The 16,172-nt window shown below is 48.2% G+C and carries 14 protein-coding genes; all 14 read left to right on the forward strand.

The features are described from left to right. Positions 1-108: 108 nt before the first annotated feature. The 14 genes from RBH91_RS09335 (at position 109) to rsgA (ending at position 16,170) form a co-directional block, all read left to right on the forward strand. Positions 109-2,781, forward strand: a complete 2,673-nt coding sequence (locus tag RBH91_RS09335; protein WP_307894340.1) for a calcium-translocating P-type ATPase, SERCA-type — start codon at positions 109-111, stop codon at positions 2,779-2,781. A 106-nt stretch (positions 2,782-2,887) separates the two neighbouring features. Then, positions 2,888-3,763 (forward strand): YicC/YloC family endoribonuclease, encoded by an 876-nt coding sequence (locus RBH91_RS09340; protein WP_307894342.1) that lies wholly within the window; start codon positions 2,888-2,890, stop codon positions 3,761-3,763. Positions 3,764-3,838: 75 nt separating this feature from the next. Beyond that, positions 3,839-4,108 carry an extracellular matrix/biofilm regulator RemA gene (gene remA, locus RBH91_RS09345; protein WP_003181657.1) on the forward strand — a complete coding sequence of 90 codons (270 nt, stop codon included), beginning with the start codon at positions 3,839-3,841 and terminating at the stop codon, positions 4,106-4,108. Between the two features lie 7 nt (positions 4,109-4,115). Further along, positions 4,116-4,730, forward strand: coding sequence for a guanylate kinase (gmk, locus tag RBH91_RS09350; protein ID WP_076760922.1), 615 nt, complete (start codon positions 4,116-4,118; stop codon positions 4,728-4,730). 3 nt (positions 4,731-4,733) lie between these two features. Beyond that, positions 4,734-4,934 carry a DNA-directed RNA polymerase subunit omega gene (gene rpoZ / locus RBH91_RS09355; protein WP_076760468.1) on the forward strand — a complete coding sequence of 67 codons (201 nt, stop codon included), beginning with the start codon at positions 4,734-4,736 and terminating at the stop codon, positions 4,932-4,934. Between the two features lie 80 nt (positions 4,935-5,014). After that, positions 5,015-6,232 (forward strand): bifunctional phosphopantothenoylcysteine decarboxylase/phosphopantothenate--cysteine ligase CoaBC, encoded by a 1,218-nt coding sequence (gene coaBC, locus RBH91_RS09360; RefSeq protein ID WP_307894345.1) that lies wholly within the window; start codon positions 5,015-5,017, stop codon positions 6,230-6,232. Then, positions 6,229-8,646: a primosomal protein N' gene (gene priA / locus RBH91_RS09365; protein ID WP_076760470.1), complete on the forward strand. Its 2,418-nt coding sequence runs from the start codon at positions 6,229-6,231 to the stop codon at positions 8,644-8,646. The genes coaBC and priA overlap by 4 nt, the downstream gene beginning before the upstream one ends. Positions 8,647-8,676: 30 nt before the next feature. Beyond that, complete coding sequence (gene def / locus RBH91_RS09370) at positions 8,677-9,159, forward strand: peptide deformylase (RefSeq protein WP_307894346.1); 483 nt, start codon at positions 8,677-8,679, stop codon at positions 9,157-9,159. Positions 9,160-9,163: 4 nt separating this feature from the next. Then, a complete protein-coding gene (fmt, locus tag RBH91_RS09375) occupies positions 9,164-10,117 on the forward strand; it encodes a methionyl-tRNA formyltransferase (RefSeq protein WP_307894347.1) in 954 nt (317 codons plus the stop codon). Next, a complete protein-coding gene (rsmB, locus tag RBH91_RS09380; protein ID WP_307894348.1) occupies positions 10,104-11,453 on the forward strand; it encodes a 16S rRNA (cytosine(967)-C(5))-methyltransferase RsmB in 1,350 nt (449 codons plus the stop codon). Before fmt ends, rsmB begins: the two co-directional genes overlap by 14 nt. Next, positions 11,450-12,538 (forward strand): dual-specificity RNA methyltransferase RlmN, encoded by a 1,089-nt coding sequence (gene rlmN, locus RBH91_RS09385; RefSeq protein WP_307894349.1) that lies wholly within the window; start codon positions 11,450-11,452, stop codon positions 12,536-12,538. The genes rsmB and rlmN overlap by 4 nt, the downstream gene beginning before the upstream one ends. 6 nt (positions 12,539-12,544) lie before the next feature. Continuing rightward, positions 12,545-13,309 (forward strand): Stp1/IreP family PP2C-type Ser/Thr phosphatase, encoded by a 765-nt coding sequence (locus RBH91_RS09390; RefSeq protein ID WP_307894350.1) that lies wholly within the window; start codon positions 12,545-12,547, stop codon positions 13,307-13,309. Next, complete coding sequence (gene pknB, locus RBH91_RS09395; protein WP_307894351.1) at positions 13,303-15,279, forward strand: Stk1 family PASTA domain-containing Ser/Thr kinase; 1,977 nt, start codon at positions 13,303-13,305, stop codon at positions 15,277-15,279. The genes RBH91_RS09390 and pknB overlap by 7 nt, the downstream gene beginning before the upstream one ends. A 12-nt stretch (positions 15,280-15,291) precedes the next feature. Then, a complete protein-coding gene (gene rsgA / locus RBH91_RS09400; RefSeq protein ID WP_307894353.1) occupies positions 15,292-16,170 on the forward strand; it encodes a ribosome small subunit-dependent GTPase A in 879 nt (292 codons plus the stop codon). Positions 16,171-16,172 lie beyond the last annotated feature (2 nt).

Below are 16,172 nucleotides of genomic sequence, written 5' to 3' on the forward strand. Positions count from 1 at the left end.
AATGACCATTCAATAATTATAGCATGATTTGGGACGAGTCTGAATAAATTGACTTATAAGAGACGGGGTTCTCAGAAAGCTTTAAGGGCAGGAGGAGTGGACGATTCAATGAAATGGCACGAGATGGGACAAACCGAATTGTTAAACATAACAAAAACGTCCATTAACAAAGGTTTGACAGAAACAGAGGCCGAAAAGCGGCTTGAAAGACACGGGGCAAACGAACTTCAAGAAGGGGAAAAAACCTCGGCGCTCGCATTGTTTTTTTCTCAATTTAAAGATTTTATGGTTCTTGTGCTGCTGGCGGCGACACTGATTTCGGGTTTTCTAGGAGAATATATTGATGCGATCGCCATCATTGCGATCATCTTTGTGAATGGTATTCTCGGGTTTTTTCAGGAAAGGCGGGCGGAAAGATCCCTTGAGGCACTGAAGGAGCTTTCTGCCCCTCAAGTGACCGTTCTTCGGGAGGGAAGCTGGGTTAAAGTCCCTTCAAAAGAGCTTGTGCCGGGCGATGTGGTGCGCTTTTCAAGCGGCGACAGAATCGGCGCCGATCTCAGGCTCGTCGAGACGAAAAGCCTTGAAATTGAAGAATCGGCACTTACCGGTGAATCGCTTCCTGTATCGAAACATTCGGACGTGTTTCAGGCTTCCGACGTTTCTTTGGGCGATTTAACGAATATGGCCTTTATGGGAACCCTTGTCACAAGGGGAAGCGGCACCGGTGTTGTGATAGGCACTGGAATGAACTCAGCGATGGGGAAAATCGCCGATATGCTTGAATCGGCCGGAAACACAGCGACTCCGCTGCAAAGAAGGCTGGAAGAGCTCGGCAAGATTCTGATTGTGGCCGCCCTTCTGCTAACGCTTCTTGTTGTCGTGGCAGGAGTGGTCCAAGGTCATGACCTGTACAGTATGTTTTTAGCCGGTGTTTCACTCGCCGTCGCCGCTATACCTGAAGGGCTGCCTGCGATCGTCACGGTCGCCCTGTCCCTCGGCGTACAGCGGATGATCAAGCAGAAATCGATCGTCAGAAAGCTGCCTGCTGTCGAGACGCTAGGGTGTGCCTCCATTATTTGTTCTGATAAAACGGGGACGATGACGCAAAACAAAATGACGGTCACACATGTCTGGTCTGGGGGAAATACGTGGAACGTGTCAGGCATCGGGTATGATCCTGAAGGCTCTTTCAGCATAAACGGGCGCGGCATTCAAATCAAAAATCACAAATCGCTGCAGCAGGTGCTGCTGTTCGGTGCGCTATGCAATTCATCTTCAATCATCGAAGAAGACGGCGAATTCCGCTTGGACGGAGATCCGACAGAGGGCGCCTTGCTGACGGCGGCCAAAAAAGCGGGTTTTACAGATCGGTATGTTGACGAACATTTTAAAGTGATCGAAGAGTATCCGTTTGATTCCTCGCGGAAAATGATGTCGGTCATTGTTGAAGACAGAAGCGGCAAGCGGTTTGTCGTTACAAAGGGCGCCCCTGATGTCTTGATGAAAAGGTCATCACACACGCTGAAAGAGGGGAAACGAGAGGCGTTTACAAAAGAAAGGCATGCCGAAACAAGCGCAGCACTGGAGCGGCTCGCCTCACAGGCCCTGAGGACCATCGCTGTCGCTTATAAACCGATAAAGGAAACAGAGACCCTTGCGCTTGAAAAAGCGGAATCCGGTTTAACATTTATCGGCCTTTTAGGTATGATTGATCCGCCGCGGCCGGAAGTGAAAAAAGCCATCAAAGAATGCCGGGAAGCGGGCATCAAAACCGTGATGATCACCGGAGATCATGTAACGACAGCGACCGCGATCGCCAAAGACCTGAGCCTCTTGCCGAAAAGCGGAAAAGTCATGGACGGGCAGATGCTGAACGAGCTCTCACAGGAAGAGCTGACTGATATCGTTGACGATGTCTACGTGTTTGCGAGAGTATCCCCCGAACACAAGCTGAAAATCGTTACCGCTTATCAGGAAAAAGGCCATATCGTCGCCATGACGGGAGACGGCGTCAATGATGCGCCGGCCATCAAGCAGGCCGATATCGGGGTCGCCATGGGGATCACCGGGACAGATGTCGCCAAAGAAGCTTCGTCACTGATTCTCTTAGATGATAACTTTGCTACAATCAAAGCGGCGATCAAGGAAGGACGGAACATCTATGAAAATATCAGAAAGTTCATCAGATATCTGCTCGCATCCAATGTAGGAGAAATTCTTGTCATGCTGTTTGCGATGCTGCTGGCCCTGCCGCTGCCGCTGGTGCCGATTCAAATTCTCTGGGTCAACCTTGTGACAGACGGGCTTCCTGCCATGGCACTTGGAATGGATCAGCCTGAGGGCGATGTCATGCAGAGAAAACCGCGGAACCCGAAAGAGGGCGTGTTTGCGAGGGGGCTCGGCTGGAAAGTTGTCTCGCGCGGGTTTTTAATCGGGACTGCAACGCTTGGAGCGTTCATGTTTATTTACAACCGCAATCCGCAAGCGCTTGAATACGCTCAAACTGTCGCTTTTGCAACACTTGTGCTTGCCCAGCTGATTCATGTGTTTGACTGTCGGAGTGAGCGGTCCATTTTTGACCGAAATCCGTTTGAGAACCTGTATTTGCTCGGTGCTGTGCTGTCTTCCGTTTTATTGCTGCTGGTTGTGATTTATTATCCGCCGCTTCAGCCGATCTTCCACACTGTTCCAATTTTAATGGCAGACTGGCTTTTGATTATCGGCATGTCGGCCATTCCAACTTTTTTGCTTGCCGGGTCACTTTTGACAAGAAAAAAATAGGCTTGTATGATATAATCTTAAAGGTAATAGAGGTTTCTATTGCCTTTTCATCTTGCGTAAATTTAAATTGAAGTCTTTTTCACTTATACAGAATTGGGTGTGTTTTATGATACGCAGTATGACCGGTTTCGGCAGTGCGAGCAAAACGAAGAATGGGCTGACAGCAGCTGTTGAGCTGAAATCTGTCAACTATCGGTTTAAAGAAGTGAACGCCCGCATGCCAAGAACTTTGCTCTATTTAGAAGACAAAATAAAGCAAACGATTTTTAAACATATACAAAGAGGAAGGCTGGAGCTGTTCGTTTCGGTTGATGACGAGGCTTTGGTCAGCCGGAAAATCCAGGTTGACTGGCCGCTGCTTGATGAGTACCTGAAAGCCGCAGGCGAAATGAAAGACCGCTGCCGGCTTTCAGGCGAGGTTACGCTACATGACGCCTTTCAGTTTGAACACGTCATCCAAATCGAAGAGGAGCCCGTTCACAATGAACAGCTTGAACAGGTGCTGCTTGAAGCGGTTGAGGCGGCTGTTCTTGAATTGTGCACCATGCGCGAAGCAGAAGGGCTGAGGCTTAAAGAAGATTGTCTTTTGCACATTGCTAAGCTTGAAAAGCTGACAGACGACATCGCAAAGCTCGCTCCCCGGGTTGTCGACCATTATCGGGAGCGCCTTGAGGCGCGGCTTGAAGAATGGTCGACAGACCGTCTCGATGAGAGCCGCCTGCTGACTGAAGTGGCCTTGTTTGCTGACCGTTCCGACATCACGGAAGAAGTGACAAGGCTGAAAAGCCATTTCCGCCAGTTCCGCGATATTTGCGAGACGGGCGGCGCGGCAGGGCGAAAACTCGATTTTCTCGTTCAGGAGCTCAACCGCGAAGCCAACACGATCGGCTCAAAAGCAAATGATCACCAAATCACAAAACATGTGGTCGAAATGAAAAGCTCTATTGAAAAAATAAAAGAACAAGTGCAAAATATAGAATAGCGATTGTGCGTATTGTTTACGGACGATCTCAACAGGTTAAACTAGAGACGTCCAAGTACAGGGGGAACGTATAAGATGACGATTAAACTGATTAATATCGGCTTTGGAAATATCATATCCGCGAATCGGCTCATCTCGATTGTGAGTCCGGAGTCCGCGCCGATCAAACGGATGATCCAGGACGCGAGAGACCGCGGCATGCTTATAGATGCTACATATGGAAGAAGAACCCGTGCGGTTGTTATAATGGATAGTGACCATATCATCTTATCTGCCGTCCAGCCTGAGACAGTAGCACAAAGGCTTTCCGTTAAAGAAGAAATTATGGATGAAGGGCAGGGATAGGAGCTATATGAAAGAAAGAGGATTATTAATCGTTCTCTCCGGCCCTTCAGGCGTCGGAAAAGGAACAGTCAGACAGGCGCTGTTTGCTCAGGAGGACACGAAATTTGAATATTCGATTTCGGTGACGACCAGAAAGCCGAGGCAAGGCGAGAGAGACGGCATCGATTACTTTTTTAAAACACGTGAAGAGTTTGAAAACATGATCGAGAATAACAAGCTGCTCGAATGGGCCGAATATGTCGGCAACTATTACGGAACGCCGGTCGATTACGTTGAACAGACCTTAGAGGACGGAAAGGATGTTTTTCTTGAAATCGAGGTGCAGGGTGCGCTTCAGGTCAGGAAGGCTTTTCCTGAAGGCTTGTTTATCTTTTTGGCGCCGCCGAGCCTTTCCGAGCTGAAAAACCGGATCGTGACAAGAGGGACGGAAACAGAAGCCCTGATTGAAAACCGGATGAACGCGGCGAAGGAAGAAATCGAATTGATGGACGCCTATGACTATGTTGTCGAAAATGACAATATCGAACTTGCATGCGAAAGAATCAAAGCAATCGTTCTCGCCGAACATTTAAGGCGCGACCGCGTTGCCCCAAGATATAAGAAAATGCTGGAGGTTGAATAACTTATGCTAGATCCGTCAATTGACTCTTTAATGAATAAACTGGATTCGAAATATACACTTGTGACTGTGTCAGCAAGACGCGCCCGCGAAATGCAGATAAACAAAAATCAGCATATCGAAAATCCGAAGTCGCATAAATATGTCGGCAAAGCATTGGAAGAAATTGATGCCGGCCTGCTTACTTTTGAAAAAGAAAATCGCTAATAGCTGTAAAAATAGCAACCTATACATTAGGTTGTTATTTTTTTCAGGGCCATCCAACAGAACATAAGGGGGAGAAAACGATGCTGAAAGATCGAAACATCCTGCTCTGTGTAAGCGGAGGAATTGCTGTATACAAAGCAGCCGCATTGACAAGCAAGCTTGTGCAGGCAGGTGCCAATGTAAAAGTTATCATGACAAAATCCGCCTGCGAATTTGTTTCCCCGCTCACCTTCCAGGCGCTCTCGCGTCATGACGTATATACAGATACATTTGAAGAGCGGAATCCTCGCGTGATTGCCCATATCGACGCTGCGGACTGGGCTGATCTGGTGATTGTTGCACCTGCAACAGCCAATATCATTGGCAAGCTTGCCTCAGGGATTGCTGATGACATGCTGACGACGACGCTATTAGCGACAACAGCACCTGTGTGGATCGCTCCAGCCATGAACGTTCATATGTATGACCACCCGGCCGTGAAACGGAATATCAGCGTTCTCTACAATGACGGCTGCCGGTTTATCGAACCGAGTGAAGGCTATCTTGCGTGCGGCTATGTCGGCAAAGGCAGACTGGAGGAGCCGGAACGGATCGTCCAATTGGCTGAAGAGCATTTTGCAGTCGCTAAAACCGCCTCATTAGCCGGGAAACATGTTGTGGTCACAGCAGGTCCGACAAGGGAGCAAGTCGACCCTGTCCGCTTTTTCTCAAACCGTTCGACGGGGAAAATGGGCTATGCCTTTGCTGAAGAAGCGGCTAAACAAGGCGCGCGCGTGACGCTGGTTAGCGGGCCGACATCGCTTGAAGCTCCGGCAGGGGTTGACGTTGTACAAGTCCAATCGGCAGAAGAGATGTATCATGCGGTCTTATCCGTATTCGAAGACAGCGACATTGTCATTAAAACCGCGGCTGTCGCGGATTATAAGCCGAAATATGTCCACGACCACAAAATGAAGAAAAAAGACGGCAATCTGGTGATTGAACTTGAAAGGACAAAGGATATTTTAAAAGAGCTGGGCCAGCGGAAAACAAAGCAAATTCTGATCGGTTTTGCTGCCGAAACGCAACGTGTTGAAGACTATGCCAAAAAAAAGCTGACAGCAAAAAACGCCGATATGATTATCGCCAATAATGTCACAGCAGAAGGCGCCGGTTTTGGAACGGAGACCAACGTTGTAACGGTTTATCATCAAGACGGGAGAAAGACAGCACACCCTCTGATGACGAAACAAGAGGTTGCCGCTGAAATCTTAAAGGAAGCCGCTGAGCTTACCGGACGGAGCGGGAAATCTTCATGAATTTCGCAGAAGTGATCGTCGATGTCACCACAAAAAATATCGACAGACCGTTTGACTACCGCATCCCCGAGAAATGGAGGGGGATGATCAAAAAAGGGATGCGGGTGATCGTTCCTTTTGGCGCCCGTAAAATACAAGGATTTGTCATTCGTGTAAAAGAAGCTTCAGATCTCGCCGGGCGTTCGGTCAAAGAGATCGAGGAAATCCTTGACTTGACACCTGTTTTAACGGAAGAGCTGCTTGAATTGTCTGACTGGCTGACCGAAAAAACGCTGTCTTATAAAATTACGGCGCTGCAGGCGATGCTGCCTGCGGCAATGAAAGCGAAGTACGGCAAAGAAATCAAGGTGATCGGAGACCTTCCGCTCCCTGAACCGCTCAAGAGCCTATTTTCGGAAAAAAAAGCACTTTCCTATTCTGATATAGAAGATCACCGGCTGTTAAAACTTATCCAGCGTCAAGTTCAAGAGGGCAACCTTGAAGTGGCATACAAGGTAAAGCAAAAAACAAACAAGAAAATGCGCAGAACGATAACGCCCCTCTGTTCGAAAACAGAATTAAAAGAAGCGCTGACTGAACTTTCCCCGCAGGCTGTTAAACAAAAAGTGATTCTTGAGTTTTTCATCGGGAGTGATGAGGGGATGGCAGTGCCGGCACAGGATCTTTTGGGCAAAACCGGAGGGTCTTCGGCATCCTTAAAAGCGCTGATCCAGAAAGGCCTGCTGAAGGAAAGCGAGCAGGAGGTTTACAGAGATCCTTATCAGGACAGAATGTTCAAAAAAACCGAACCGCTTGCTTTAACAGAAGAGCAGGCGCACGCATACAAAGCGATTTCAGAAGCGATCGAAAAACAGGCTCATGACGTGTTTCTCCTTCACGGTGTCACCGGAAGCGGCAAAACGGAAATCTATCTGCAATCGATTGAAAAAGTGCTGAAAGCCGGTAAGGAAGCGATTGTCCTCGTTCCTGAAATTTCTCTGACGCCGCAGATGGTCAACCGCTTTAAAGGCCGCTTCGGCTCACAGGTGGCGGTTTTGCACAGCGGACTTTCAACAGGGGAAAAATACGATGAATGGCGGAAAATCCACCGCAAAGAGGTCCGTCTTGTCGTTGGTGCAAGGTCGGCCATTTTTGCCCCGTTTGAAAACCTCGGCATGATCATTATCGATGAAGAGCATGAAACATCATACAAACAGGAGGAAATGCCGAGATACCATGCGAAAGAAGCGGCGATTAAACGGGCCGAATACCACCGGTGTCCGGTCGTCCTCGGCAGTGCGACACCGACGCTTGAATCATTTGCTCGGGCCAAAAAAGGCGTGTACAAGCTCCTTTCTCTCAAGTACCGCGTCAACCATCAGGTTATGCCTGACGTTTCTCTCGTCGATATGAGAGAGGAATTGAGAAGCGGAAACCGCTCCATGTTTTCCAAAGACTTAATGGCAGAGCTTGAAGCAACGCTGGAAAAAGGTGAACAGGCCGTCCTGTTTTTAAATAAAAGAGGTTATTCCTCGTTTGTCATGTGCAGGGACTGCGGCTATGTCATTCAGTGTCCGCATTGCGAAATTTCCCTGACATACCACAGGTTTGGACAACGTCTTAAATGCCACTACTGCGGCTATGAAACCGGGATGCCGTCAAGCTGCCCTGAATGCGGCAGCGAGCACATCCGTTATTTTGGAACAGGAACACAGCGGGTTGAAGAAGAATTGACGAAAATACTGCCGGCAGCCAGAGTGATTCGCATGGATGTCGATACAACCTCAAGAAAAGGAGCCCATGAAAAACTGCTTTCATCCTTTGGAAGAGGGGAAGCCGATATATTGCTCGGCACGCAAATGATCGCCAAAGGGCTTGATTTTGAAAACGTCACGCTCGTCGGGGTGCTGAGCGCCGATACGATGCTTCACATCCCCGATTTCAGGGCAGCTGAAAAAACGTTTCAGCTGATGACACAGGTCAGCGGAAGAGCGGGGCGCCACGAAAAACCGGGCAGAGTCATTATTCAAACTTATACTCCGTCACATTACAGCATTCAGCTGACGAAAACGCATGACTATGAAACGTTTTTCCAGCAGGAAATGCTGCACAGGAAGGAACAGGCTTATCCGCCGTATTATTATTTGGCGCTTGTCAGCGTTTCACACGAGGAAGTGACGAAGGCGGCGCTTGTCACGGAAAAAATCGCCCACTACTTAAAAGCGAACATTACCGGCGATGCGAAAATCCTCGGACCTGTCGCCTCGCCGATCGCCAGGATCAAAGATAGATATCGCTATCAATGCGTGATAAAATACAAACAGGAAAACCAGCTTGCATCTTTGTTTAAAACCATTATGGATCATTACAAACGCGATATTGAACAAAAACAGCTGACGATTTCGATTGATATGAATCCTTATATGATGATGTAAGAAATAACAGCGTGATGGAGGGCTTTTAGATTGGCAGTAAAACCGATCGTGACGTACCCGGCAGAAGTTTTGGAAACCCCTGCCGAGCCCGTTGCGGCTTTTGATAAATCATTAAAAAAACTACTCGATAATATGTACGATACGATGCTTGAACTCGATGGAGTCGGACTTGCCGCCCCGCAAATCGGCGTCTCAAAGAGAGCGGCGGTCGTCGATATCGGCGATGAAACAGGAAAAATCGAGCTGATTAATCCGGAGGTCATCGAGCAAAGCGGCGAACAAACGGGGCCTGAAGGCTGCTTGAGCTTTCCTGATCTCTACGGTGAAGTGAAGCGGTCCGATTATGTAAAGGTGAAGGCTTTCGACCGCCGCGGAAAATCGTTCACAATAGAAGCGGAAGGTTTTTTGGCGCGAGCGCTGCTGCACGAAATCGACCATTTAGACGGCATTTTGTTTACATCAAAGGTAACGCGCTATTATGATGTGAAAGAACTTGAGGAAATGGAAGGATGATTGGATGACAAGGATCGTTTTTATGGGGACGCCGGATTTTTCAGTTCCGGTGCTCAATACGCTGATTAAAGACGGCTATGATGTGGTGGGTGTTGTCACTCAGCCCGACCGTCCGAAAGGCAGAAAAAAAATCATGACACCGCCTCCGGTCAAGGAAGAAGCGCTGCGACACGGCATCCCTGTGCTTCAGCCTGAAAAAGTGAGAATAGAGGAGGAGACGGACAGGATTCTTCAGCTTGAGCCGGATTTAATCGTAACGGCAGCTTTTGGCCAAATCCTGCCGAAGAAGCTTTTGGATTATCCAAAATACGGCTGCATCAATGTCCATGCGTCCCTTCTGCCGGAGCTGCGCGGAGGAGCGCCAATCCATTACTCCATTCTCGAGGGCAAAACTAAGACAGGCGTGACGATCATGTACATGGTCGAAAAATTGGATGCCGGCGATATGCTCGCCAAAGTCGAGGTTGAAATCGAGGAAGAAGATAATGTCGGCACGCTTCATGATAAATTGAGCAAAGCGGGAGCCGCGCTTCTTTCTGAAACGGTTCCGAAAGTCATTGACGGCTCAGTGACTCCTGAAAAACAAGATGAAGAAAAAGCGACATATGCGCCAAACATTAAACGGGAGCAAGAGCAGATCGACTGGTCAAAGCCCGGCGAAATTCTATACAACCAAGTCAGGGGCTTAAACCCTTGGCCTGTCGCCTACACGCTGCTCGGCGGCCAGACATTGAAAGTCTGGGCGGCTCAAAAGGCTGCGGGTGCAAAACAGGCAAAGCCGGGAGAGATTATCAGCATTGAAAAAGACGGCATTGTCGTCGCTTCGGGAAATGAAACGGCATTAAAATTGACGGAAGTGCAGCCTGCAGGCAAAAAAAGAATGAAAGGCGAAGATTTTGTAAGGGGTGCGGCCCTTCAGCCCGGAATGAAATTAGGTCATAACGATGAAGAAAAGTAATGTCAGAGAAGTTGCTCTCGATGCGCTGATCAAGCTCGACCAAAATCAGGCATACAGCAACCTTTTGCTCCAGTCCGTCATGAAAGCGAACGATTTAAACGATAAGGACAGAGGTTTGCTGACAGAACTCGTTTACGGAACCCTTCAAAACAAGCTTGCTCTCGATTATATGCTGAAGCCGTTTATGAAAAAGCCGGAAAAGGTGACACTATGGGTGATTCACCTTTTAAGAATGTCGCTGTACCAAATGGAATACTTGGAGAAAATACCTGACCGCGCCGCACTTTTTGAAGCGGTTGAAATCGCGAAAAAACGCGGACATAAAGGCATTTCTTCGTTCGTTAACGGGGTGTTGCGCTCCGTTCAGAGGGAGGGTGTTCCTTCTTTTGATGAGATTGCCGACCCGATTGAGCGATTGGCGGTTGAAACAAGCCATCCGGAATGGCTGGTCAGAGAATGGACCGATGCTTACGGATTTGAAGCGGCCGAGCAAATTTGCCGGGTCCATATGATTCCGCCGAAGCAGACGCTTCGGGTCAACACCTTGAAAAACGACAGAGACGGACTGCTCAAACGCCTCAGTGAAGCAGGATTCGAGGCGGAAGCAGGCGACTTGTCCAAAGACGCCGTAAAACTGCTAAAAGGAACCATTGCCGCGAGTCCTTTTTTCAAAGAAGGCGATGTAACTATTCAGGATGAAAGTTCGATGCTCGTTGCAAGAGCCCTCGGGCCTGAACCGGGAGAAACCGTGCTTGACGCGTGTGCAGCTCCGGGCGGAAAATCGACCCATATCAGCGAGCTCCTTCAGAATACAGGGAAGGTCGTTTCCCTTGATCTTCATCAGCATAAAGTCAAGCTGATCAGGGAAGCTGCGGGGCGGCTCGGGCTTTCAAACATCGAAACAAAGGCGATGGATGCCAGAAAAGCGGGGGAAGCTTTTCAGCGGCAGCAGTTTGACCGGATTCTCGTTGATGCGCCATGCTCAGGCTTTGGCGTTATTCGCAGAAAACCGGATCTCAAATACAGCAAAACACCCGAAGACAGCGCCCGTCTTGCCGGGATTCAGCTTGCGATTTTAAACGAAATCGCACCGTTGCTGAAAAAAGGCGGAACACTGGTCTACAGTACGTGTACGATGGACCGGACAGAAAACGAACAAGTCATGCATGCTTTTTTAGAAGAACACGATGAATTTGAGCCTGACCATAGCCTTTCAGAACGGCTGCCGGAAAAAGCGGCGCCTTATGTGCAAAGCGGGAGCGTTCAAATTCTTCCCCATTATTTCGGTACAGACGGCTTCTTTATTTGCAGCATGAGAAAGAAGGGATCACAATGATGGAATCAAAACAAAAAGTGAGAAAAGAATTGCGGACAGAGAAACCGTCCATTTATTCTTTTGAAATAGATGAAATAAAAAACTGGCTTGCGGAAAACGGCGAAAAGCCTTTCCGCGCCTCGCAGGTTTTCGAATGGCTCTATGAGAAAAGAGTCACTTCGTTTGATGAGATGACAAATCTTTCAAAGGAGCTTCGCGCCAAGCTGAAGGAGCATTTTGTATTAACAACGCTGAAAACGGCCGTCAAGCAGACATCTCAGGATGGAACGATGAAGTTTTTATTTGAGCTGCATGATGGATACACGATCGAAACCGTATTAATGAGGCATGATTATGGCAATTCTGTTTGTGTCACAACACAGGTGGGCTGCCGAATTGGCTGTACATTTTGCGCGTCGACACTCGGGGGGCTGAAGCGGAATCTGGAAGCAGGCGAGATCGTCGCACAGGTTGTCAAGGTGCAGCAGGCGCTTGATGAAACAGATGAACGCGTCAGCTCAATCGTCATCATGGGGATCGGTGAACCGTTCGATAATTTTCAGGAAATGCTTGCGTTTTTAAAAATCGTCAACCATGATAAAGGGCTGAATATCGGAGCCCGTCACATCACAGTATCAACGAGCGGCATCATTCCGAAAATCTATGAGTTCGCTGATGAAAAACTGCAAATCAACTTTGCGATTTCACTGCACGCGCCAAACACCGAGATCAGAAGCAGGCTGATGCCGATCAATAGAGCATACAAGCTTCCAGACCTGATGAAGGCGATCGATTACTACATTAAGAAAACAGGCAGAAGGGTTTCCTTTGAATACGGCCTTTTCGGCGGTGTCAACGATCAGGTCGAACACGCGGAAGAACTGGCTGAACTGTTAAAAGGAATCAAATGCCATGTCAATTTGATTCCCGTTAATTATGTACCTGAACGAGACTATGTCAGAACACCTAAAGAACAGATTTTCGCCTTTGAAAAAACATTAAAGTCTCATGGAGTAAATGTCACGATCAGAAGAGAGCAAGGCCATGATATTGACGCTGCCTGCGGACAGCTGCGTGCGAAGGAGCGACAAGAAGAGACGAGGTGAAAAAGGTTGAAGACAGCCTTAAAGACGGACAGGGGAAAAATACGCCAGCACAATGAAGATGATGCGGGCATTTTTACAAAAAAAGAGGAGTTTGTTTTGGCCGTTGTCTGCGACGGAATGGGAGGTCATCTTGCCGGCGATGTGGCGAGCAGGATGGCGGTCTCATCCCTTCAAGACATCTGGGAGCAGACCGAGGATATTCCGGCGGCACCGGCTGAGAGCGAAGCATGGCTGAAAGAGCAGATTACGGCCGTCAATCAAAAAATCTATGACCATTCAAGGGCGCATGAAGAATGCCAGGGAATGGGGACGACTGTCGTCTGCGCTTTTTATACGGGGAAAACGCTGACGATCGCCCATATCGGAGACAGCCGCTGCTATCTCCTGCATGAAGAAAGCTTGACTCAGCTGACCGAAGACCATTCACTTGTCAATGAACTTGTGCGGACAGGGGGGATTTCGAAAGAAGACGCTGAACACCATCCGCGGAAAAACGTGCTGACAAAAGCGCTCGGTACAGATCCGGAAGTGCAGGTCGAGACACACTCCTTTGAAATCGAACCTGGTGACCAAGTGCTTTTATGCTCTGACGGTCTGACGAACAAAGTCGATGATGTGAAACTGAAAGAGCTGCTTCAAGCTTCTTCCTCTCTTGAGGAAAAAGCTGAGCAGCTTGTTCAGATGGCTAATGACAACGGCGGTGAAGATAACATAACCGTTGCGTTATTGGAACTTCCTTCACAAAATGAAGAAGGTGAAGACAAGTGCTAATCGGCAAAAGGATCAGCGGACGCTACCAAATCCTGCGCGCAATCGGCGGCGGAGGAATGGCTAACGTCTACTTAGCTGAGGACATCATACTCGATCGGGAAGTCGCGATTAAAGTTCTGCGGTTTGACTTCGTTCATGACACCGATTTTATCAGGCGGTTCAGAAGGGAAGCACAATCCGCTGCGAGCCTCGATCACCCTAATATCGTCAGCATTTATGATGTCGGGGAAGAAGATGACATCTATTATATCGTGATGGAGCATGTAGAGGGGATGACCCTGAAGGAATACATAAACCGAACCGGCCCCCTTCATCCAAAAGAAGCGGTCCAAATCACGGAGCAGATCGTGTCCGCCATCGCGCACGCCCACGAGAATCAAATCGTTCACCGGGATATTAAGCCCCACAACATTCTGATTGACCATATGGGGCACATTAAAGTGACCGATTTCGGCATTGCCATGGCATTAAGCTCAACGACCATCACGCACACCAACTCCGTTTTAGGCTCTGTCCATTATCTGTCGCCTGAACAGGCAAGGGGCGGACTGTCTACGAAAAAATCAGATATTTATTCGCTTGGCATTGTGCTGTTCGAGCTTTTGACGGCGCGCACCCCGTTTGAAGGAGAATCAGCGGTCAGCATCGCACTCAAGCATCTGCAATCGGAAACGCCTTCAGTGAAAAGGTGGAATCCGGCCGTGCCGCAAAGCATAGAAAACATCGTGCTCAAGGCCATGGCCAAAGATCCGTTCCACAGGTATGATGCAGCCGAAGAAATGGAAAGCGACTTGAAGGCGGCTTTTGATCCGGACAGAATCAATCAAAAAAAATTCGCCATTCCGTCTGATGATGAGATGACTAAAGCTATCCCGGTCATCAAAGATCTGCCTCAAGACACGGATGGACAAGCCGGCGCCCCGGATGATGCGGAGGAGGCTCCGGCTTTATCAAAAAAAGAAAAAAAGAAACAGGCAAAAGCAAACAAGAAGAAAAAAAGAAAGAAATGGCCTCTTGTTTTGCTGACGCTGTTTTTCATTCTGATCACCTCAGCCATCCTGGCTCTGACGGTATTTCCATCGCTGTTCATGCCTAAAGATGTAGAGGTTCCGAATGTTGCGGGACTTGATTATGAAGAGGCCGTCACAACGCTTGAAGGGGAAGGGTTTGAAGTTGATCCGAATGCCGAAGATGTAGCCGACGAAAAAATTGAAGAAGGGCTGATCGTCAAATCAGACCCGGCAGCCGGCGATGTCGTGAAGGAAGGCTCGACAGTCAAGCTTTATAAAAGCTCAGGGAAAGAGAAAAAAGAAGTGGACGATGTCGTCGGCCAAAAAGCCGATGCCGCCCAAAAGCTTCTTGAGCAAAAAGGCTTTAAACATATAAAGACAGAAGAGGTGCATGATGAGGAGGAAGCAGGCACCATCATTGAACAGCAGCCGTCGGCAGGAACGGAGATCATCCCTGGCGACGATGAGATCAAATTAACGGTCAGCCTCGGACCGGAAGATATTACATTAAGAGATTTAAAAACATACAGCAAACAAGCGGCTTCAGGCTATTTGGAAGATCATCAGCTCGTCCTCGTTGAAAAGGAAGCACACTCTGAAGACGTTCCCGAAGGCCAAGTCATCAAACAAAAGCCGGAAGCCGGATCGACTGTCAAACCCGGAGATAAAGTAGAGGTTACATTTTCTCTAGGCCCTGAAAAAAAACCGGTCAAAACGGTGACTGAAAAAATCGATATCCCCTATGAGCCGGATACGGAGGGGGAGGAGCTGACGGTCCAGATCTCGATCGATGATGAAGAGCACAGCATTTCTGATGTCTATGAAAATTTCAAAATCACGGCGCCGGCCGAGCGCACGATCAAATTCAGGATTGCACCAGGCCAAAAAGGGTATTATCAAGTAACCGTCAATAATAAAGTAGTCAGGACAAAAACGATTGAATATCCTGATGAAGAATAAAGGAGGTGCAGTATGCCTGAGGGCAAAATCATTAAAGCATTAAGCGGCTTTTACTATGTATTGGATGGCGAAAAAGTGATTCAGTGCAGAGGAAGAGGCGTTTTCAGAAAGAACAAAATAACCCCTCTTGTCGGTGACGATGTCGTGTATCAAGCGGATCATGATAAGGAAGGCTATCTTCTTGAAATCAAGACAAGAGTCAATGAATTGGTCAGGCCCCCGATCAGCAATGTGGATCAGGCTGTTCTCGTATTTTCAGCGAAAGAGCCGACTTTCAGCACGTCGCTTTTGGATCGTTTTTTAGTGCTTGTTGAGGCCAATGATATTCAACCGATTATTTGTATTACAAAGATGGATTTGGCAGAGAATTCGAGAGAGCAGATTCATCAGTATGCGGAAGACTATCGAAATATCGGGTATCCTGTTTATTTGACGTCAACCGAAAGCGGGAGCGGCATGGAAGAGGTTATACCTCACTTTCAAGACCGGATCACCGTTTTTGCAGGCCAGTCCGGCGTAGGAAAATCTTCGCTTTTAAATGCAATCAGTCCGGACCTTAAACTGAAAACCGACGGTATTTCCGCCCATTTGGGAAGAGGAAAGCATACAACGCGCCATGTCGAGCTGATTCATATAAACGGAGGGCTTGTCGCTGACACACCGGGGTTCAGTTCGCTTGAGTTCACAGGCATTGAAGCAGAAAACCTAGGATATACGTTTTTGGAGATCGGCGAAAAGAGCGCAGAATGCAAATTTCGCGGATGTCTGCATATAAAAGAGCCTAATTGTGCCGTTAAAAAAGCGGTGGAAAACGGGGAAATCGCTTCATACCGATATGATCATTACGTTGAATTTTTAACAGAGATAAAAGATAGAAAGCCGAGGTATTAAGA

The organism is Bacillus swezeyi (assembly GCF_030908325.1).
In the GTDB taxonomy this organism is placed as follows: Bacteria; Bacillota; Bacilli; order Bacillales; family Bacillaceae; genus Bacillus; species Bacillus swezeyi.